At 69.9% G+C, this 19,296-nt stretch carries 17 protein-coding genes; 12 read left to right on the top strand and 5 right to left on the bottom strand.

Annotated features, from left to right (window positions below; translation table 11 throughout):
• Positions 1-21 precede the first annotated feature (21 nt).
• Positions 22-2,607 (top strand): hypothetical protein, encoded by a 2,586-nt coding sequence (locus tag ACIBQX_RS31340; protein ID WP_397010824.1) that lies wholly within the window; start codon positions 22-24, stop codon positions 2,605-2,607.
• Positions 2,608-2,684: 77 nt separating this feature from the next.
• Here ACIBQX_RS31340 and ACIBQX_RS31335 read toward each other — a convergent pair whose 3' ends face one another.
• A complete protein-coding gene (locus ACIBQX_RS31335) occupies positions 2,685-3,791 on the bottom strand; it encodes a citrate synthase 2 (protein WP_397010823.1) in 1,107 nt (368 codons plus the stop codon).
• A 175-nt stretch (positions 3,792-3,966) separates the two neighbouring features.
• Here ACIBQX_RS31335 and pdxH point away from each other — a divergent pair, with 175 nt between their 5' ends.
• Both pdxH and ACIBQX_RS31325 read left to right on the top strand, forming a co-directional pair.
• Entirely contained in the window at positions 3,967-4,620 is a 654-nt protein-coding gene (gene pdxH / locus ACIBQX_RS31330) for a pyridoxamine 5'-phosphate oxidase (protein ID WP_397010822.1), read from the top strand.
• A gap of 10 nt (positions 4,621-4,630) precedes the next feature.
• Entirely contained in the window at positions 4,631-5,866 is a 1,236-nt protein-coding gene (locus ACIBQX_RS31325; protein ID WP_397010820.1) for an MFS transporter, read from the top strand.
• 59 nt (positions 5,867-5,925) lie between these two features.
• Here ACIBQX_RS31325 and ACIBQX_RS31320 read toward each other — a convergent pair whose 3' ends face one another.
• Entirely contained in the window at positions 5,926-6,564 is a 639-nt protein-coding gene (locus ACIBQX_RS31320) for a UdgX family uracil-DNA binding protein (protein ID WP_397010818.1), read from the bottom strand.
• 105 nt (positions 6,565-6,669) lie between these two features.
• Here ACIBQX_RS31320 and ACIBQX_RS31315 point away from each other — a divergent pair, with 105 nt between their 5' ends.
• From ACIBQX_RS31315 to ACIBQX_RS31305, 3 genes are all read left to right on the top strand, one after another.
• Positions 6,670-7,374, top strand: a complete 705-nt coding sequence (locus ACIBQX_RS31315) for a metal-dependent transcriptional regulator (RefSeq protein ID WP_397010816.1) — start codon at positions 6,670-6,672, stop codon at positions 7,372-7,374.
• 123 nt (positions 7,375-7,497) lie between these two features.
• On the top strand, positions 7,498-9,717 hold the full coding sequence (locus ACIBQX_RS31310; protein WP_397010814.1) for a SpoIIE family protein phosphatase: 2,220 nt from the start codon (positions 7,498-7,500) through the stop codon (positions 9,715-9,717).
• Positions 9,718-9,734: 17 nt separating this feature from the next.
• On the top strand, positions 9,735-10,511 hold the full coding sequence (locus ACIBQX_RS31305; RefSeq protein ID WP_397010812.1) for an alpha/beta fold hydrolase: 777 nt from the start codon (positions 9,735-9,737) through the stop codon (positions 10,509-10,511).
• A gap of 21 nt (positions 10,512-10,532) precedes the next feature.
• Here ACIBQX_RS31305 and ACIBQX_RS31300 read toward each other — a convergent pair whose 3' ends face one another.
• Positions 10,533-10,694, bottom strand: coding sequence for a hypothetical protein (locus ACIBQX_RS31300; protein WP_397010810.1), 162 nt, complete (start codon positions 10,692-10,694; stop codon positions 10,533-10,535).
• 180 nt (positions 10,695-10,874) lie between these two features.
• Between ACIBQX_RS31300 and ACIBQX_RS31295 the strand changes: the two genes are divergently transcribed.
• The gene (locus ACIBQX_RS31295; protein ID WP_397010808.1) at positions 10,875-12,059 is read left to right on the top strand and encodes an RNA-guided endonuclease InsQ/TnpB family protein; all 1,185 of its coding nucleotides are present in this window, start codon (positions 10,875-10,877) and stop codon (positions 12,057-12,059) included.
• A gap of 78 nt (positions 12,060-12,137) precedes the next feature.
• On the opposite strand, the gene ACIBQX_RS31290 is transcribed toward ACIBQX_RS31295, so the two are convergent.
• Positions 12,138-13,283 carry an acyl-CoA dehydrogenase family protein gene (locus ACIBQX_RS31290; protein ID WP_397010806.1) on the bottom strand — a complete coding sequence of 382 codons (1,146 nt, stop codon included), beginning with the start codon at positions 13,281-13,283 and terminating at the stop codon, positions 12,138-12,140.
• A gap of 182 nt (positions 13,284-13,465) precedes the next feature.
• Here ACIBQX_RS31290 and ACIBQX_RS31285 point away from each other — a divergent pair, with 182 nt between their 5' ends.
• Positions 13,466-14,815, top strand: a complete 1,350-nt coding sequence (locus ACIBQX_RS31285) for a hypothetical protein (protein WP_397010804.1) — start codon at positions 13,466-13,468, stop codon at positions 14,813-14,815.
• Positions 14,815-15,600 (top strand): class F sortase, encoded by a 786-nt coding sequence (locus ACIBQX_RS31280; protein ID WP_397010802.1) that lies wholly within the window; start codon positions 14,815-14,817, stop codon positions 15,598-15,600. Before ACIBQX_RS31285 ends, ACIBQX_RS31280 begins: the two co-directional genes overlap by 1 nt.
• Positions 15,601-15,848: 248 nt before the next feature.
• Here the strand turns inward: ACIBQX_RS31280 and ACIBQX_RS31275 are convergent, their stop codons facing one another.
• The gene (locus ACIBQX_RS31275) at positions 15,849-16,466 is read right to left on the bottom strand and encodes a hypothetical protein (protein ID WP_397010800.1); all 618 of its coding nucleotides are present in this window, start codon (positions 16,464-16,466) and stop codon (positions 15,849-15,851) included.
• 141 nt (positions 16,467-16,607) lie between these two features.
• Between ACIBQX_RS31275 and ACIBQX_RS31270 the strand changes: the two genes are divergently transcribed.
• The 3 genes from ACIBQX_RS31270 to ACIBQX_RS31260 all read left to right on the top strand — a co-directional run bounded on the left by ACIBQX_RS31270 (position 16,608) and on the right by ACIBQX_RS31260 (position 19,263).
• A complete protein-coding gene (locus ACIBQX_RS31270; protein WP_397010798.1) occupies positions 16,608-17,363 on the top strand; it encodes a class F sortase in 756 nt (251 codons plus the stop codon).
• Between the two features lie 24 nt (positions 17,364-17,387).
• Complete coding sequence (locus ACIBQX_RS31265) at positions 17,388-18,053, top strand: hypothetical protein (RefSeq protein ID WP_397010796.1); 666 nt, start codon at positions 17,388-17,390, stop codon at positions 18,051-18,053.
• 64 nt (positions 18,054-18,117) lie between these two features.
• Positions 18,118-19,263, top strand: coding sequence for an acetyl-CoA C-acetyltransferase (locus tag ACIBQX_RS31260; protein WP_397010794.1), 1,146 nt, complete (start codon positions 18,118-18,120; stop codon positions 19,261-19,263).
• Positions 19,264-19,296 lie beyond the last annotated feature (33 nt).

Raw genomic sequence — 19,296 nt, 5'->3', positions numbered from 1 at the left:
CGGCTGCTACAGGGAGTTCTCATGGCGGGGAGTGAAATCGGCAGGTCCCTCGAAGATCTGTTTCGCAGGCTGGTCGAGCGGCCCGCCCCGTGGCGCGGCGACTCGCCGCTGCCGCAGCTGACGATCTTTCTGGACGGCCCGGACGACGTTGACCTCGAACCGGTCATGGTGCCCGACGATCCGAGCATACCGATCTGCTCGCTGGACGCGGGCGAGGCCGGGGACGTGCGGGCGGTCGTGCGGAAGGCCGTGGACAAGCTCGGCCAGCGGATCGGGCACAAGGGGCTGCCGCCGATCCGGTTCCAGCTCACCGAGTTCGTGCTGCTGGTGATCGAGCGCAAGCTCGCGGGGGAGACCGAGATCCCGCAGATGGAGAAGGCGCTCTCCGCGCACCGGCCGGGACGGCTCCAGGACGGCCAGGAGCGGCCGATCGTGGTCTGGCTGGACTATCTGAGCAGGCTGCTCACCGGCTGGATCCCGGCGGCCTCGCTGCTCGCCGCCCTGGCCGGTCAGCTGATCACGATCGCCGGCTGGGCGCTGAGCGTGGCGGGCGCCACGGTGGTGGCCGCCGGCCACGCCGTGCTGCTCGCTCGCACCCACATCAGGAGCTCGTGGTTCCGCCGCCAGCGGCTCCGCCCGCGCCACCCGTGGGAGCGGCTGCCCGCCTACGCCGAGAGGCTGGCCAGGCTCACGCCGGAACAGCTGGAGATGGTGCTGGTCAACGCCTTCCTGGAGGATCTCCGGCAGGCCTACCGGCGGCGCCGGCTGTTCCTCTGGCCGTCCTGGGCCCGCGCTTACTACTGCACCGTCTACCTGCGCAATGTGGGCGGCGCGCAGCCCCCGCCCTTCCTCACCCGGGTGAACGACGTGCGCCGCCAGGTGGCGCGCTGGGATCCCCTGCTGGTCGTCACCTCCGGGCCGAAGCGGGATGACCTGCTGCCCAGCCTACGGACGGTGCGGGTGAACGCCGCGCGGCGGGGCGAGCCGATCGGGGACGAGGCGTACCGGGACTGGCTGCACCAGGCACGGCCCCGGCACGGCCCTTCCTCTCTGGTGATCGAGGGGGTGGCGCTGGACGAGGTCAGGCAGGCCGTCGCCCAGGACTCGCAGCGACAGTCCAAGCTGGGCCACAAGCGGGTCAGGGCCTACTGGGTCGTCGTGGCGGCGCTGCTGGTGGGGCCGCTGGTCGCGTCGGGAGCGTACATCTGGAACCTCGACAGGACCTACTGCCAGAGCCCCGACGTGTGGCGGGACCAGGGCGAGTGCATCGGCCTGTCCGACGGCGGCCACGTCTTCCACGAGCGGCTGGCCAGGCCGATCGGGCTCATCGCGGCCGAGAACGTCAAGGCGGTGGAGAGCGGCCGCTACGTGGAGGTCGCCTACATCGGTCCGATGACCGGCTCCCCGCAGGCGCTGCTGGCGGGCTCCCATGGTGAGCTGTTCGGCATCGCCGCTTACCAGCAGGCGTTCAACGCCGCCACCGGCTCGCGGCCCAAGCTCCGGGTCCTGCTGGTCAACCCGGGGCAGGTGTTCAGGAAGGTCGTGGAGGCGGCTCATCAAGTGGTCGACCGGCTGGAGTCGGGCGCGCCGGTCGTCGGGGTGATCGGCATGGCGCAGAGCAGGGCGCGCAACCAGGAGGCCATCGCGGTGCTGAACGCCGCCGGTCTCCCGGTCATGGTGACCGTGGGCACGGCCGACGACCTGGCCGTGCACCAGCGGGTGCCCGCGCCGTACTTCTTCAGGATGGCCGCCGCCAACGGCCGGCAGGCCCGGGCGACGGCCGAGTGGATCAAGGCGGGCACCGGCGACCTGCCGCGGGCCAGGACCGTGGCGCTGCTGGAGGACGTCACCGAAGGCGACCTCTACAGCACCGGCCTGTCGCGTGACTTCGCCGCCGCCTTCGGCGAGGACAAGGTCACCACGCTGCGGTACTCCGGCGGCGAGCAGCTCAAGACCCAGGTGAAGCAGGCCTGCGACGGCGACCACGACCTGATCTTCTACACCGGGCGCGGCGACGACTTCGCCACCTTCGTCGAAGGGCTGAACGTGGGGTGCAGCCAGGCCCGCACCCACCAGGTACTCGCCTCCGACGACGTGACGAAATACGTACAGGACAACCACCAGGCGCTGGGCGAGCACCCCAACATGCGCCTGCACTACGTCACGCTGGCGTGGGAGGGAGCCTGGGAGTCACCGTGGGCGGGGGAGGGAAGGGGAGGCAAGGCGCAGATCGCCAGGATCCTGGCACTGATCAAGGCCGACCCGCAGCCGTCGAAGCTGCACTCCATGCTCGCCTACGACGCCACGCTCGCCCTCGGGCTCGCCATCGGCTCCGCCTACGGGGGCACCGGCTCGCTGCCCGACAAGGGCACGGTCCTGTACGGCCTGGGCGCGCTGGGCACGCAGTACGGGACGACGGGGGTGATCGAGTTCACCCGGGGACGGGAGCCGCACGAGTCGGTCGGCAAGGCCGTCATGCTGGTCCAGGTCCCGGAGCGGGCGGTCGGTCAGGCGAAGGAGCAGCGCCTGGTGGGCCTGTGCGGCAGGCTCACCGAGCTGGTGCCGCCGCGGCCCGCCTGCCCGGACGCGGCGCTGCGCGGGGGGTGAGAACGGAGAACGGCCCGCCGGTCGGGCGGGCCGTTCGCTGCGAAGCCGAGATCGTGCCGTGATCGGTGGTGCGGTGATCAGATGGTGCCGGCGACCTCGGTGGCGCCGGGCACGTCACTGAGCGGACGCGACGCCGGGCCGATGTAGTTGGCGCTGGGACGCACCAGCCTGCCCGTGAGCTTCTGCTCAAGGATGTGCGCGGCCCAACCGGCCGTGCGGGCGCAGGTGAACATCGACGTGAACATGTGCGAGGGCACCTCGGCGAAGTCCAGGACCACCGCGGCCCAGTATTCGACGTTGGTGGCCAGCACCCGGTCGGGCTTGCGGGCGTGCAACTCCTCCAGCGCCGCCTGCTCCAGCGCCGCCGCGACCTCGTACCGCGGCGCGTCGAGCTCCTTGGCGGTGCGGCGGAGCACCCGGGCCCGCGGGTCTTCGGCGCGGTAGACGCGGTGACCGAAGCCCATGAGCCGGCTGCCCTTGTCGAGCTCGCTCTGCACGTACTTCTTGGCGTCGCCCAGCTTCTCGACGCCCTCGATCATGCCCAGCACGCGGGCCGGAGCCCCGCCGTGCAGCGGCCCCGACATCGCGCCGACCGCGCCGGAGAGCGCGGCGGCCACGTCGGCGCCGGTGGAGGCGATGACACGGGCGGTGAACGTGGACGCGTTCATGCCGTGCTCGGCCGCCGAGGTCCAATAGGCGTCGATGGCCCTGACATGCTTGGGATCGGGCTCACCGCGCCAGCGGACCATGAAGCGTTCGACGATGGTCTTGGCCTCGTCGACGCGGCTCTGCGGCACCATCGGCAGGCCGAGGCCCCGCGCCGACTGCGCCACGAAGGACAGGGCCATCACGGAGGCGCGTGCGAGCTGGTCGCGGGCCTCCTCGTCACTGATGTCGAGCAACGGCTTGAAGCCATAGGCCGGAGCCAGCATGGCCAGCGCGCTCTGTACGTCAACGCGGATGTCACCGGAATGGACAGGGATGGGGTACGGCTCCGCCGGGGGTAGACCCGGTTGGAACTTGTTGTCGACCAGCAGGCCCCAAACGTGCCCGAAGGGGACACGGCCGACCAGCTCCTCGATGTCAACGCCCCGGTATCGAAGGGCGCCCCCTTCTTTGTCCGGTTCCGCGATCTCGGTCTCGAAAGCTACAACGCCCTCGAGGCCGGGTTTGAAGTCGGACATTCTCGGCCGCCTCCCTTTCTTGCCATGTTCCGGCAATGCCTTGATGTCGAGATACCGGCGGGTCAATTTAACCCCCTCCCGCCCGGTGGTCGCCCTCCGGACCCGCCGAAACGCCATAACAGCTGGTGAGAGGCGGTGTGAGGGTTCTGCCCCCGAGCGCGGGAGAATACCGCTTGTGGATGCCACCTCGCGCCCGCCCTCACTGGCGGGGCTCCGCCGCACCTACGAGGGCGAACCGCTGCTCGAAGCCGCCGTCGCGGCCGATCCCATCGCGCAATTCACCGTCTGGTTCGGGGAGGCGCTCGACGCCGGCCTGCCCGAGCCCAACGCCATGGTGCTGGCGACCGCCTCCAAGGCCGGTCGGCCGAGCGCCAGGACCGTCCTGCTGAAGGGCTACGACGAACGCGGGTTCGTCTTCTACACCAACTACGAGTCCCGTAAGGGCCGCGACCTGGCGGAGAACCCGCGGGCCTCGCTGCTGTTCCCGTGGCACCCGATGCGCCGCCAGGTGCGCGTCGAGGGCTCGGTTGTGCGGCTGCCTCACGAGGAGTCGGCCGCCTACTTCGCCTCCAGGCCGTACGGCTCCCGCATCGGGGCCTGGGCGTCACGACAGTCCGCCGTCGTGCGGTCCAGGGAGGAGCTGGACGCCCGCTACGAGGAGCTGGCGGCCCGCTGGCCGGACGATCCGCCGGTGCCCGACTTCTGGGGCGGCTATCTGGTGGCTCCGGTGGAGATGGAGTTCTGGCAGGGGCAGCTCGACCGGATGCACGACAGGCTTCGCTACCGGCGCACCGGACCCCGGTGGGTGGTGGAGAGGCTCGCCCCTTAATGTCCATCAAGTGGCTTTCGGGGAGTTCGTCAAACGTCATCTGGTAGACACCCGGCCACTGTCGGTGCCCGCCTACCGGCGGCTGTGGGCGGGCCAGGCCGTCTCCCACGTCGGCCTGGCGGTCACCGTCGTCGCGGTCAGCCAGCAGGTCTACGAGCTGACCGGCTCGTCGTTCTGGGTCGGCATGCTCGGCCTGGCCAACCTCATCCCGCTGGTGGTGTTCGGGCTGTGGGGCGGCGCGGTCGCCGACGCCGTGGACCGGCGCAAGCTGCTCGTGGCCGGGTCGCTGGTGGCCTGGGTGAGCACCGTGCTCATCCTGATCCAGTCGCTGCTCGGGGTGCCCGACGTGTACGTGCTGCTCGGCACGGTCGCGCTGGGCGCCGCCGGTTTCGCCATCAGCTCCTCCACCAGGGGCGCGATCATCCCGAGACTGCTGCCGCCCGAGCTGGTCCCGTCGGCCAACGCCCTCAACTCGCTCGTCTACAGCATGGGCGCGGTCGGCGGGCCGATGCTCGGCGGCGTCGTGCTCGTCCACGGCGGCTTCGCCGCGGCCTACGCGGTCGACGCCGTGCTCTTCACCGCCGGCCTCTACGCGGCCCTGAGGCTGCCCTCGCTCGCGCCCCTGGGGGCCGTCTCCAGGCCGGGCTGGCGGTCCGTGGCGGAGGGGCTGAGGTTCATCCTCACCACGCCGGTGTTGCTGATGTCCTTCGTCGTGGACATCATCGCGATGGTCTTCGCGCTGCCCCGGGCGCTCTTCCCCGAGCTGGTCGACCTGCGCTTCGGCGGGTCGCTGTTCGCGCTGAGCTGGCTGGTCGCCGCGATGGCCGTCGGCTCGGTGTTCGGCGGGCTGTTCTCCGGCTGGGTCACCCGGGTCAAGCGGCAAGGGCTGGCGCTGACGCTCGTGATCGCCGTGTGGGGCCTGGCGGTCGCCGCCGCCGGGCTCTCCCAGCAGCTGTGGCTGGTGCTGCTGTTCATGGCCGTCGGGGGAGCGGCGGACGTGGTCTCCTCGGTGTGGCGGCAGTCCATCCTGCAGCTCTACGCGCCCGACGAGATGCGCGGGCGGATGCAGGGCGTCTTCATGGTCGTGGTCGCGGGCGGTCCCCGGCTGGGCGACGTGCGGGCCGGCGCCACCGCCTCGGTGTTCGGGCTGACCACCGCGTGGGTGGGAGGCGGCCTGGCGTGTGCCGTCGCCGTCCTGGTCATCGGCCTGTCGGTGGCCGGCTTCAGGACGTACAGGGCGCGCTGAGGGCGTTCAGGACGTGCTCAGGACGTGTTCAGAACGTACAGAGCGCGCGCTGAGGGCGTTCAGGCGGTGCGGGCGGCCACCTGGAGGTCGGCGAGGAAGCCCGCGTAGGCGGCGTCCCTGTCGGGGGCGCGCAGCACGGCCGAAGGGTGCACGGTGGCCACCGCCACCGCGGTCACCTCCGCCGGCACGTCGTCGCCCAGCGGCACCGGCTCACCGCGCTGCCTGGTGACGCGGAAGTCCCGGCCGAGCACCGCCCGCGCGGCCGTCGCGCCGAGCACTACGACCACTTCCGGCCGCACCACGGTCAGCTCGGCGTTCAGCCACGGACGGCAGGCGTCCACCTCGGCCGCCGTCGGCTTCTGATGGATCCGCCGCTTGCCCTGGGACGTGAAAGAGAAATGTTTGACCGCGTTCGTCAGATAGACCTCGTCCCGGTCGATGCCCGCCTCCTCCAGACCCCGGTCGAGCACGCGCCCCGCCGGGCCGACGAACGGGTGGCCCTTGAGGTCCTCCTGATCTCCCGGCTGCTCGCCGACCAGCATGAACCTGGCTTCGGCCGGGCCCTCGCCGAACACCGTGCGGGTCGCGTTCCGGTACAGGCCGCAGCCTTCGCAGCCGGCCGCCGCGCCCCGCAGGGACGCGAGATCGAGGTGGTCGGGAAGGAACCGGGCCGCGGAGTTGTTGCCATCCTTTGCCATCGTCAGTCGTTCTCCCCATAGGCTTTGGCACCTGACTTCCTGTGCCCGTAGCGGACGGGCTCAGTCCCTGCCCTGACCGGCGTAGCATTTCAGTTGGGAGGAGCCTTGACCGCACACGGCCTGATCGACACTACGGAGATGTATCTCCGTACGATTTACGAGCTCGAGGAGGAGGGCATCGTCCCCCTCCGCGCGCGCATTGCCGAGCGCCTGCAGCAGAGCGGCCCCACCGTGAGCCAGACCGTCGCCCGCATGGAGCGGGACGGCCTCGTTCGCGTGGAGGGTGACCGCCACCTGTCCATGACCGAGCTGGGGCGCACACTCGCCACCCGCGTCATGCGCAAACACCGGCTCGCCGAATGCCTGCTGATCGATGTGATCGGGCTTCCGTGGGAAGAGGTGCACATCGAGGCGTGCCGCTGGGAGCACGTGATGTCGGAGTCCGTTGAGACGCGCCTGGTCAAGCTGCTCAACAACCCCACGTCCTGCCCCCACGGCAACCCCATTCCGGGGCTCGCCGAGCTGGGCGCCACCGAGCCCGTCGAGCACGTCGGCAGCGCGCTGGTCGCCATGACGGAGCTCGCCGGAGCTCATGGCGTCCCCGTGGTGGTCCGGCGAATTAGCGAACAAGTGCAAAGCGATCCCGCTCTCATGCTTAAACTCAAGCAAGTTGGGATACAACCCGGACGCGAGGTGACGCTCGCGGCGAGCGACGACGGTGTGCGGGTGACAGGTGACGGTGACGCGAACGACTCTCTCGCGGAGATTCCGCGTGACGTTGCCGCGCACGTTTTCGTCACCAAGCGCTGACGCACGCGCGGCTGATTGGTTGAATCCCACCCGGGAGACACTCCACTCCCCCCCGGCCAAGACTGTTGCAGGAGCGCCCGTGGTCCGCTTTTCGCGCATGCCTCCCCGAGGAGTGGTTCCCGGATGAAGCGATGGGGGGATCTTTCCCAGGACGCGACCGACCAGCTCACCGCCGCGTCTGTCCTCGATCACGCCGACATGGCCGTGGTCGTCACGGACCGCTTCAGCAATCTCCTTTACTGGAACCCGTTCGCCGAGAAGCTGTTCGGCAGGCCAGGCAAGTCCGCGCGCGACGCGTCGGCCCTGTCGCTCGGGATCATGGAAAAGGACCACCCGCAGGCCATCGAGCTCGCCAAGCACGTGCTCAAGGGCGGCGTGTGGGAGGGCACGGTCGACGTCCGGCGCCCCGACGGCACGATCGTCTACGTCCGGGCCCAGGCCGTGCCGCTGCGCCACCCGTCCGGCTCGGTGACCGGGATCGTCATCAGCGCCCGGGAGGCGCTGCGCAGCAACGAGCGCGAGAAGGACCGCTTCGGCCTGCTGGAGCGCATCGGCGAGCGGCTCGCGGGCTCCCTCTACGTCGAGGAGACGCTCAAGCGGGTCGCCGAGATGCTGGTGCCGCAGTTCGCCGACCACTGCTTCATCGAGCTGATGGAGGGCGACCGGCTGGTCCGCCGGATCTCCCAGCACGTGCAGAGCTGGGAGCCGCCGCCCGGCACCTGGAAGCCGGTGGGCGCGGAGATCCGCTATCCCGCCGGCCACTACGCCGACGCGGCGATGCGCCGCCAGGAGACCATCCTCGTCGACGACTTCGCCGCCAACAGCTTCCCCGCCCCGTCCGAGGGCAGCGCGCGGCTGTGCGGCGAGGTCGGCATGAACTCCGCGATCGTCGCCCCGCTCAGCGTGCGCGGCGAGACGCTCGGGCTGATGTACCTCGGGCTGTCCAACCTCACCGAGCGCCGCAGCCCCCACTACGACGCCTTCGACCGTGACTTCGTGGGGGCCATCGCCACCCGGGTCGCGCTCGCGATCGACAACGCGCTGCTGTTCGAGGAGGAGCGGCACACCGCCGAGTCGTTCCAGAAGCACCTGCTCCCCAGGGCGCTGCCGCAGCTCGACGGCCTGCAGATCGCCGTCCGCTACTACCCCGCCGCGCCGCTCGCCTCCCACGGCCAGGGCATCCAGACCCAGGTGGGCGGCGACTGGTACGACGTGATCCCGCTGTCGGCCGGCCGGGTCGGCATCGTGATCGGCGACGTGGAGGGCCGGGGCGCCAAGGCGGCGGCCATCATGGGCCAGCTCAGGGCCGCGCTGCGCGCCTTCGCCCAGGACGACAAGTCGCCCGCCGACATCCTGGCCAGGCTGGACGAGTGGACGCGCATCATCGCCACGCCCGAGCGCGACGACAGCGGCACCGACGTGAGCGTCCCGCCCATCGTGACCTGCCAGTATCTCGTCTACGACGCCTGGTCGCGGCAGCTGTCCTTCGCCAACGCCGGGCACGCGCCGCCCCTGCTGCTGGCCGACGGTCAGTGCGTGGAGCTCGACATCGAGGAGGTCGGGCAGCCGCTGGGCGTGCGCGCCAAGGGCCTGCACGCCGACCTCGTCTACAAGGAGGAGACCCGCACGCTGCCGCCCGGCGCCGCGCTGCTCCTCTACACCGACGGCCTGGTCGATCGCCGCCCCAACCGCCACGGCCGGATGCCCACCGACGCCGAGACGCTCGGCGTGCTCTGCGAGAAGCTCGCCAAGATGACCGACGCCGAGGTCGAGCGCATCGCCGACGTCGCGACGGTCGCGGTGCCCGGCGAGATCGACGACGACATGGCGATCCTGGTCGTCCGCTCCAGCGACCATGAGCTGGACGTGGAGGAGCGCACCTTCCCGGCCCAGCCCATCATGGTGGGGGAGGCGCGCCGGATGGCCTCGGAGGCCTTCGCCGACTGGAATGTGCCCGAAGAGCGCGCGGAGCTGGCCTGCCTGCTGGTCTCCGAAGTGGTCACCAACGTGGTGCTGCACGCCTCCACGGCGAGCGTGCCGCGCAGGGAGCTGGTGGTCGAGGGGCCGCCGCTGCCGTTCGAGGAGTCCTGGGACGTGCCGGGCTTCGAGGACGAGGTGGCCGGCGACAAGGAGTTCACGCTGCGGTTGCGCCGCGGCGGGGAGTCGGTCTGGGTCGAGGTGTTCGACCAGGACCTGCGGCTGCCCCGGATCCGCAGCGCGGGCGAGAACGACGAGGGCGGCCGCGGCCTCTACCTCGTCGACCAGCTGGCCAAGCGCTGGGGCTCACGGCCGACCAGGGAAGGTAAAGCCGTCTGGTTCGAGATTCCCACCCGTAGCCGTTGAGTGGTCTACTCGGGGCCATGGAGCTGGCCTTCGAACGCCGCGGCACCGGCGAGCCGCTGATCCTCATGCATGGCATCGGCCATCACTGGCAGGCCTGGCTGCCCGTGCTGGACCGGCTGGCGGCCTCGCGGACGGTGATCGCCGTCGACCTGCCCGGCTTCGGCCGCTCGCCCGACCTGCCCGCGGGCGTCCCCTACACCGCCGAGACGCTCGCGGACGCGGTGGAGGGGTTCTGCGCACTGCTCGGCGTACGTGAACCGCACGTGGCGGGCAACTCCCTGGGTGGCTATCTCGCCCTGGAGCTGGCCTCGCGCGGCACGGTCCGGTCGGCCACCGCGCTGTCCCCGGCGGGCTTCTGGTCCCGTGCGGAATTGCTCTACTGCCGAGGGGTGCTGCGCGCGATGCGGGCCTCGGCCCGGTCGATGCCGCCGGAGCAGGCGGAGATGACGGCGGAGAGCCCGTTGGGGCGCGCCCTGACGGCGGGGCTGCTGGTCGCGCACCCGGCCAGGCTGACGCCGAGCGCCCTGATCGCCGCCACCCAGGCGCTGGGGGAGTCCACCGGGTTCGAGCCGACGCTGGAGTCGTTCGCCAATGTGCTGCCGCCCGCGCCGCCGAAGTCGCCGATCACCATCGCCTGGGGCGAGCACGACCGGCTCCTGCCGCGCCGCCAGGCGGTGCGCGCCGCCAAGTGGTCAGGGCAGCGGGTCAAGCTGCTCAAGGGGTGCGGGCACGTCCCGATGTGCGACGATCCCGGCCTGGTGGCCGGCGTGCTGCTGGCGGGCAGCGGCGGTTAGGCGGCGGCGGCGCGCCGAGCTTCAGCGCATGGTCTGGCCCCACAGCAGGAGCATGACGATGATGAACACGATCATCACCCCTGCGTAGCCGACAGGGCCGAGCTTGATCGCCCGGCGCACGCGGTTGAGGCACCAGGCGAACAGCAGTGCCAGAAAGACCAGGAGGATCAGGCCGCCGTCCATCAGTTCCTCCCGAGGGGACCGTCACCTTTAGGCGACGGGGGAATCGGGAGCGGGAGGGCCGTCAAGGCCCGAGCGTGCCCTGACCTGTCAGGTCCGCGCATCACGGATGTCCTTCCGGGTTTTGTCGGCGCCAGCCGATATCGTGGTGGTGTCGTTACCGAACGTGAGGGGAGGTGGGGTGTGCGCAGGTCGTTCACGTTCCTGCTGCGTCCCACCGCCCGGCAGGTGGTGGCGCTGGCGGCGTGTCTGGAGGACCACCGGCAGCTGTACAACGCCGCCCTGGAGCACCGCCGTACCGCCTACGCCAAGGCGGGCGTGAGCGTCCGCTACGGCGAGCAGTCCGCTGAGTTGAAACACATCCGGGGTGATGACCCCGACGGGCAGGGCCGGTGGTCGTTCTCCTCCCAGCAGGCCACCCTGCGCCGTCTGGACAAGGCGTTCACCGCCTTCTTCAAACGGGTCCGCGAAGGCCGTACGCCGGGTTTCCCCCGGTTCAAGGGCCGGGGCCGGTTCGACAGCGTCGAGTGGCCCAAGGACGGGGACGGCTGCCGGTGGGACTCCCAGCCGCAGCACCCGACCGCGACCTACGTGCGGCTTCAGGGCGTTGGGCACGTGCGGGTCCATCGGCATCGCCGCGTGTCCGGCACCGTCAAGACGATCAGCGTGAAGCGTGAAGGCTCCCGCTGGTTCGTGGTGCTGTCGTGCGCTGAGGTGTCCGCAGGACCGCTGCCCGCCACGGGTGCGGTCACCGGGATTGACCTGGGCGTGGCCTCGCTCGTCACCACCAGCGACGGCGAGCATCTGGACAACCCGCGTCACCTGATGGGTTCGGCCGGCCGTCTCGCCGCAGCGCAGCGGGACCTGGCCCGCAAGAAGCGGGGCTCCAAGCGGCGGCGCAAGGCGGTGGCCCGCGTCGCCGCGCTGCACGCCAAGGTGCGTAGGCAGCGCCTGGACGGCGCGCACAAGGCCGCGCTCGCCCTGGTCCGCGCCTACGACGTGATCGCGCACGAGGACCTGCGGATCACCAGCATGACCCGCAGCGCCTCCGGCACTCTCCAAGCGCCGGGGCGCAACGTCGCCGCCAAGTCCGGGCTCAACCGTTCGATCCTGGATGCGGGCTGGGGGGTGTTCCTGACGATCCTGTCGCACAAGGCTGAAAGCGCCGGTCGAGAGCTGATCGCGGTGAATCCTGCCGGCACCTCCCGCAGGTGCGCCGAATGCGGGCACTGTGCGAAGGAGAACCGCGTCAGCCAGGCCGAGTTCGCCTGTACGGCGTGCGGGCATGCCGCGCACGCCGACGTGAACGCGGCGATCAACATCTTGAGGGCAGGGCTTGCCCTTCGTGAGGCTGCGCAAGCGGCTTAGCGAGAAGCCGCTCCCTTGAGGGAGCGGAGGAGTCACGCTGACCAGTATGCGCCGCTGGACGGCCGGGCGCGCGGCGGTTCAGAAGCCGAAGGATCGGCCGATGATCTCCTTCATGATCTCGGTCGTGCCGCCGTAGATGGTCTGCACGCGACTGTCGAGCCAGGCCTTGGCGACCGGATACTCCATCATGTAGCCGTAGCCGCCGTGGAGCTGGAGGCAGCGGTCGATGACCTTGGTCTGCAGCTCGGTGGTCCACCACTTGGCCTTGGCCGCGTCCACCGCGGAGAGCTCCTCGGCGTTGAGCGCCAGGATGCACTTGTCGACGTAGTGGCGGGCGATCTCCGTCTCGGTGGCGAGCTCCGCCAGGACGAACCGGGTGTTCTGGAAGGACCCGATGTTCCGCCCGAAAGCCTGCCGGCTCTTGCAGTACTCGATCGTCTGCTCCAGCACGGTCTCGGCCGCGGCCACCGCCGCCACCGCGATCGACAGCCGCTCCTGGGGCAGGTTGTGCATCAGCTGGATGAAGCCCTCGCCGTCGTTCGGGCCGAGCCGGTTGGCGATGGGCACCCGCACGTTCTCGAAGAACAGCTCGGCCGTGTCCTGCGCCTTCATGCCGACCTTGTCCAGGTTGCGGCCGTGGCCGAACCCGTCCATCCCGCGCTCGACCACCAGCAGCGTGGTGCCCCTCGCCCCGGCCGACGGGTCGGTCTTGGCGACCACCACCACGAGGTCGGCGTTGATGCCGTTGGTGATGAACGTCTTCTGCCCGTTCACGAGGTAGTGATCGCCCTCGCGGACCGCCGTGGTCCTGATCCCCTGCAGGTCGCTGCCGGCGCCCGGCTCGGTCATCGCGATCGCGGTGATCAGCTCGCCGGCGGCGAAGCCGGGCAGCCAGCGGCGCTTCTGCTCCTCGTCGGTCAGGTGGACGAGGTAGGGCGCCACGACGTCGTTGTGCAGCGAGAAGCCCAGGCCGGACGCGCCCTGCCGCATGATCTCCTCAAGGATCACCGCGTTGTAGCGGAAGTCCGTGATGCCGGCGCCGCCGTACTCCTCGGGCACCGAGAAGCCGAAGACGCCGATCTCGCCGGCCTTCTTCCAGACCTCGCGGGGGACGATGCCGTCCTTCTCCCACCGGTCGTGGTGGGGGGCGACCTCACGGGTCAGGAACTCCCGCACGGTGTCGCGGAAGAGCAGGTGCTCCTCGTCGAAAAGATCTCGCCGCATATCGCCTCCAAGCAGGGGAAATGTGACTGCAGAATACTATTCTGTTACTCGTACGTATAACTGCGCTGATCGGATGGTTTCCGGTGCGGACACGGGTTCATCACAAGTGATGGTAGATGTACTTGTTGCACGGCTGCCGACCCTAAGATCTACCTTCGGTTTACTGTGTGATCGGAGTTGCCGTGAGTCGGTGGCGCAAGGCGTGGATCGCCGCAACGTTCGGCTTGGCTGCCTCGGCCTCGTTCGTCGCGATACCCGCCGAGGCCGAGACGTTCAGCCTGGTCGTGGACTACAGCTGCACCGGCGGGATCGCCGGGAGCGCCACGGTCAATCTCAAGGCCCGCGTGCAGATCCCGACCACGGTGCAGCGGGGCGGCATGCTCAAGCTGGGCTGGTCGATCGAGCAGGTGGGCACCACCCGGTTCAAGTCTCCCGACTACTACGCCGAGGGCGCCCAGGTCTCCCTGATCGGCAACGTCAAGCTCGACGGCGCGTGGAACGGCACCCTTGAGGCGCACGGCAGCGAGGAGCAGGGCGCGCTCAAGCCCCACCTGCCGTTGACGCCCCCGGAAGGCCTGTCCTCCGAGGCGCACATGACCGAAAGCGGCGTCATCAAGCTCACCCCGCAGGCCATGAGCGTGGACTTCGTCCCGCCCGCCGGTGAGGTCGTCGTCAACAACGACGACCCCCGGGTGATCTATCGCAACAACTGGGCTCTTGAGGGTCACACCAACGTCGAGTACGGCGACTGGCTGCGGGACGTGCACGTCACCACCACACGCAAGGACGAGGCGATCATCCGGTTCCGGGGCACCGGGTTCGAGTACATCGGCCGCGAGCAGCCCGGCCTGGGCCAGGTCAGAGTGATCATCGACGATGACAACGGGACGGTCGTGGACCCGACCCTGGACTCCAGCGGCAACCCCACCGCCTCGATCAAGGGCAACGTCTCCCTCTGGGAGCGCACTGACCTCCCGTACGGGCTGCACACCGCCCGGATCAGGAGCATCGACGACGGCAAGCCCATCTACCTCGACGCCTTCAAGCTGCACACGCGCGAGCTGATCGACCCGCCGACAGAGCACCGCTCCACCTGCACGATCACCAACAATCCGGGCACCGTCGAGATCACCGTGGGCGGGGGGACGACCCCGGACCCCACGGACGAACCGACCGATGACCCTACGGACGAACCCACGGACGACCCGGATCCCGACCCGGATCCGGACCCGGGCGACGACACGCCCCCGCAGCACAACACCTTTCCCACGGGCAACCACGTGACCGTGGTGGTGCCCGGCAGCACCAAGTCGCCCACCCCTAGCCCCTCGGCCTCCGCCAGCCCCACCCCCACGAAGGCGCAGGTCGCCAACACGCCCAAGGGCGGCGTGGACACCGGTGAGGCGCCCGAGCCGGGGGCGGCGGGACCGTACGGGCTGATCGCGGGCGGATCCCTGATGCTCGCGGGGAGCGTCACCGGAGGGCTGTTGCTACGGCGGCGGCGCGCGCGACACGCCGGAGGGACGATCTGATGACCGAGCAGAAGTCACTGCTGACCAGGGCCACGCCGGCGCTGCTGATCGCCGGCTCGCTGGGCGGCGTGGGCGCCATCATGGTGGGGCTGCTCGCGCTCGCCCCCACGGTTGACGACGGTTCGGCGTCGGTCCCCGTGGTGGCGCAGGACCAGCCGAGCACCCTGGAGTACCAGAACGCGGGCGCGTTCGAGCTGCCGCCGAGCGTCGGCCCCGGCGGCAAGAACGTGCCGCTCACCCCGGCCCGCCTCGACGCGCCCCCACCCCTGGCCGCCGCCCCGGTCGTGGCCGCGATCCCGCCGGCCAAGACCAAGGCCGCCAAGGCCAAGGCCAAGCCGCTGCGCATCCGGATCCCCAAGATCAAGGTCAACGCGCCGGTCGGCACCGTGACGGTGTCCAAAACCGGGGTTCTGGGCACGCCGCCGCTGAGCAAGCCCAACCTCACCGGCTGGTACCGCCACAGCCCGCTCCCCGGCGAGCTCGGCCCTTCGGTGATCAACGGCCACGTCAACACCAAGAAGGGCGCGGCCGTCTTCAAGCGCCTCAGTGAGCTGGCCAAGGGCGACAGAATCTACGTGTACCGCTCGGACGGCAAGGTCACCCGCTTCACGGTGAGCGGCATCGAGCAGGTGGGCAAGAAGACGTTCCCGACGGCCCGCGTCTACGGCAACACGGCCAACTCCCAGCTCAGGCTGATCACGTGCGGCGGCATCTACAACAAGTCGGCGCACAGCTACACGGACAACATCATCGTGTACGCGACGCTGTCGAAGAAGAAGGGCTGACTGCGGGGTTTTGGTCTTTTACAGAAGATTGACAGGATAAGTTCGTATGATCTAAACCCAACCGTGACACGCGGCTGGAAGCGTGAGTACGCCCTGTAGTGAACTGTGCTGAAATGGAGAAGGACAGTGCTGACGTCCAAGGCGCGGCGCCGCCTCGCCCTCAAGACATCTGCTTTTGCCCTCCTTGGCGCAGGCGTTCTTGGTGTCGTACCGGCGGTGGCCGCAATTGCAGCGCCGGTAGAGGTTGTCTACTCGTGTACCCCCACGGGGGGTACGGCGACGAACATCCCCTTCCAGATGGAGCTGAGAGCTCCGGTCGCGACTCCGGTCGCCAGCGCGACGGTGACGATGACCTGGGACATCCGGCAGCCCACGAGCACAGCTAGCCAATTGAAGGCCACGGCTGAAATCACCCCAAGGAGTACCGTCGTAGCAGAAGGCACTGTCACTCCCAGCGGCAGTCCGGTGCCGAGCACTCCAGTGACAGCGGTCGCGACCTTAACTCCACAGACTGCCGTGCCTAGCGGTTCTCCCATGTCGATACCCACCATGAACGTCGTGGTCAGGCCCACCGCCACCGGCACCGTCGCGGTGAAGGCCAGCGGGTTCGCGCTGAAGGTGAACAACGCTGTGTGGTACAACTGCACGCCCCCAGCATCGGGTGGCCCTTCCGTGAATCTGGTCGTCGGCACCGGCACACCTACGTCCACCTCCACCTCCACCCCGACGCCGACCCCCACCCCCACCACGCCGACCCCCACAGCCACCACCCCCACCCCTACTCCCACCAAAACCACCACCGTGACCGTCACCGAGACGCCCACGACGCGGAAGAGTCCTACGACGCGGTCGTCGCAGACGCCCAAGAAGGGTGCCGCTACCGGTGCCGGTGGGGATGCGGGGCCGGATGGGCGGATGTTCCTGTTGGCCGGGTCCGTGCTGGTCCTGGGCGCCGGGGCCGGTGGGCTGATGCTGCGTCGGCGTAACGTCGCCAGGGGCTGATCGAGGTGGCCAACCACTATCCGTACGGCGGCGCGCCCGTACCGCCGCCGCCCTCGGATCAGGGTGGGAAGGTGCTGCGGGGCGCGCTGCTTCTGGCCGCGATCGCCGGTGTGGTGACCGTGGTCGCCGGGATGCTGATCGTGCTGGGTTCGCCCGAGGAGTACGGCCTGGCCAGCGACCGGGAGGCGCTGCCCCTGTCGGCGCAGCCCAAGCAGGCGCAGCCGGAGCAGGCGATGTTCCAGGCGGCGCCGGATGTGCCGCCGCCGCTGCCGCAGATCGTGCCGGCGGCGGCGATGCTGCCTTCGACGCCGGTCAGGATCTCGGTGAAGCGGCTCGGGATCAACGCGCCGATCAAGTCCGTGGGGCTGGCCGGTGACGGGACGATCCAGGTGCCGCCGTTGAACAACCACAACCTGGTGGGCTGGTACCGGAACATGTCGACGCCCGGCGAGGCCGGCCCGGCGGTGCTGCTGGGGCACAAGGACACGGCGACGCGCAGCGCCGTCTTCAGCCGCTTGCCGGAGCTGGTCAACGGCGACACCATCGAGGTGAAGCGGCAGGACGGCATCACGGCGGTGTTCACGGTGGGCGGCGTCGAGCAGGCGGACAAGAAGACGTTCCCGACCGAGCGCGTCTACGGTCCGCGGGAGAACGCCCAGCTCCACCTGATCACCTGTGGTGGCACCTACATCCGCAGGACCGGGCACTACACCGACAACGTCATCGTCTACGCGACGATGACGAGCTCGTATCGAAGCTGATCGCGGAGGCGCGCAATGGGCTGGATGGCGAAGCGGAGACTGCGTACTGGCCCCACGGCGGCACTGCCCGCCAAGCCGGACCGTGCGACGTTGCTGCGGATGGTACAGCTGGCCGATCCGGGCGCCCGCGAGGACGGTGACGACATCGTGGCGGCGGATGTCAGGGTGCACGCCCCGGTCGAGGCGGAGCCGGATCTGGTGGGCGGCGAGCTGGAGAAGGTGTGGGCGTGCCGGGTGACGGCGGAGGGCCCGCTGCCGTTCGACTACTTCGACCGCTATCTGGCCGAGGGGCTGGCCTTCCGGCTGGGCGGGCTGGCGGTGTGCCGGGGCGAGGTCGCCGATCCGTCCGATGACGGGCACGGGGGCGGGCCCGCGGTGATCCTGCCGGTCCGGCCGTCGGCCGAGGAGCTGCTGGAGCTGCTGGAGGGCGAGGTCGAGCAGGAGGAGGAGTTCGTCTTCAACGCCGGCGGCATCCGGGTCCTGGTGGTGCCGCAGAAGGGCCAGCCGCCCGCCGCGCAGGAGTTGCTGCCGTTCGCGACCGAGCTGACCGCGATCGAGTTGCGGGGCGACGACCAGGCGAAGCTGGGCGCGCTCGCGCTGTCGCTGTCGGAGGCGTTGAACGGCCTGGCGGTGGACCGGTGGCGGTTCCGGGTCGACACCGCGGAGGATCTTCTGCCGCCGACTGAGTAGAGCAACGTTCTGTTGTACCCTTCCTGGTAAGGACCGAATGATGCTCGGTTTACCAGGAGGCACTGTGGCAGAGGCGTACATCGTCGGGGCGGTTCGCAGCCCGGTCGGCAAGAAGAAGGGCGGCCTGTCCACCGTCCACCCCACTGACCTGGCCGCGCACTCGCTGAAGGCGTTGATCGACCGTACGGGCGTGGACCCGGCGGCGGTCGAGGACGTCATCATGGGGTGCGTCATGCAGTTCGGCCCCCAGAGCATGGACATCGCGCGCAACGCCTGGCTGTCGGCCGGGCTGCCGGAGACCACCGCCGGGGTCACGATCGACCGCCAGTGCGGATCCTCCCAGCAGTCGATCCACTTCGCCGCGCAGGGCGTGCTGTCCGGCACGCAGGACCTGGTCGTGGCCGCCGGTGTGGAGTCGATGAGCATCGTGCCCATGGGCTCGTCGATCACCGCCGCGCTGGAGAAGGGCATGCCGTTCCCGTTCGGGGAGAAGTGGGTCGAGCGTTACGGCATGCAGGAGATCTCGCAGTTCCGCGGCGCGGAGCTGATGTGCGAGAAGTGGGGGCTCAAGCGGGACGAGCTGGAGCGCTTCGCCTTCGAGTCGCACCAGCGTGCCGCCAAGGCCATCGCCAACGGCTACTTCAAGGACCAGATCGCGCCCATCAACGGCGTCGACCACGACGAGGGGCCGCGCCCCGACTCCACGCTGGAGAAGCTGGCCTCGCTGAAGACGCTCAAGGAGGGCGGCCAGATCACCGCCGCCACCTCCTCGCAGATCTCCGACGGCTCGGGCGCCCTGCTGATCGCCTCCGAGCAGGCGGTCAAGGACCACGGGCTCACTCCCCGCGCCCGCATCCACCAGCTCGCGCTGATGGGCGACGACCCGGTCTACATGCTCACCGCGCCGATCCCGGCGACCCAGAAGGCGCTGAAGAAGGCCGGGCTGTCGATCGACGACATCGACGTGACGGAGATCAACGAGGCGTTCGCGCCGGTGCCGCTGGCGTGGCTGAAGGAGCTCGGCGCCGACCCCGCCCGGGTGAACCCCAACGGCGGCGCCATCGCCCTGGGCCACCCGCTGGGCGGCACGGGCGCGATCCTGATGACCAAGCTGCTGCACGAGCTGGAGCGCACCGGCGGCAGGTACGGCCTGCAGACGATGTGCGAGGGCGGCGGCCAGGCGAACGTCACCATCATCGAACGGCTCTGACCTCAGTGGCGATGCCCCGGCCGGTCCGGCCGG

This window comes from Nonomuraea sp. NPDC049714 (genome assembly GCF_044465295.1).
Taxonomy (GTDB): Bacteria; Actinomycetota; Actinomycetes; order Streptosporangiales; family Streptosporangiaceae; genus Nonomuraea.
This window is presented reverse-complemented; position numbering and strand designations above follow the sequence as displayed.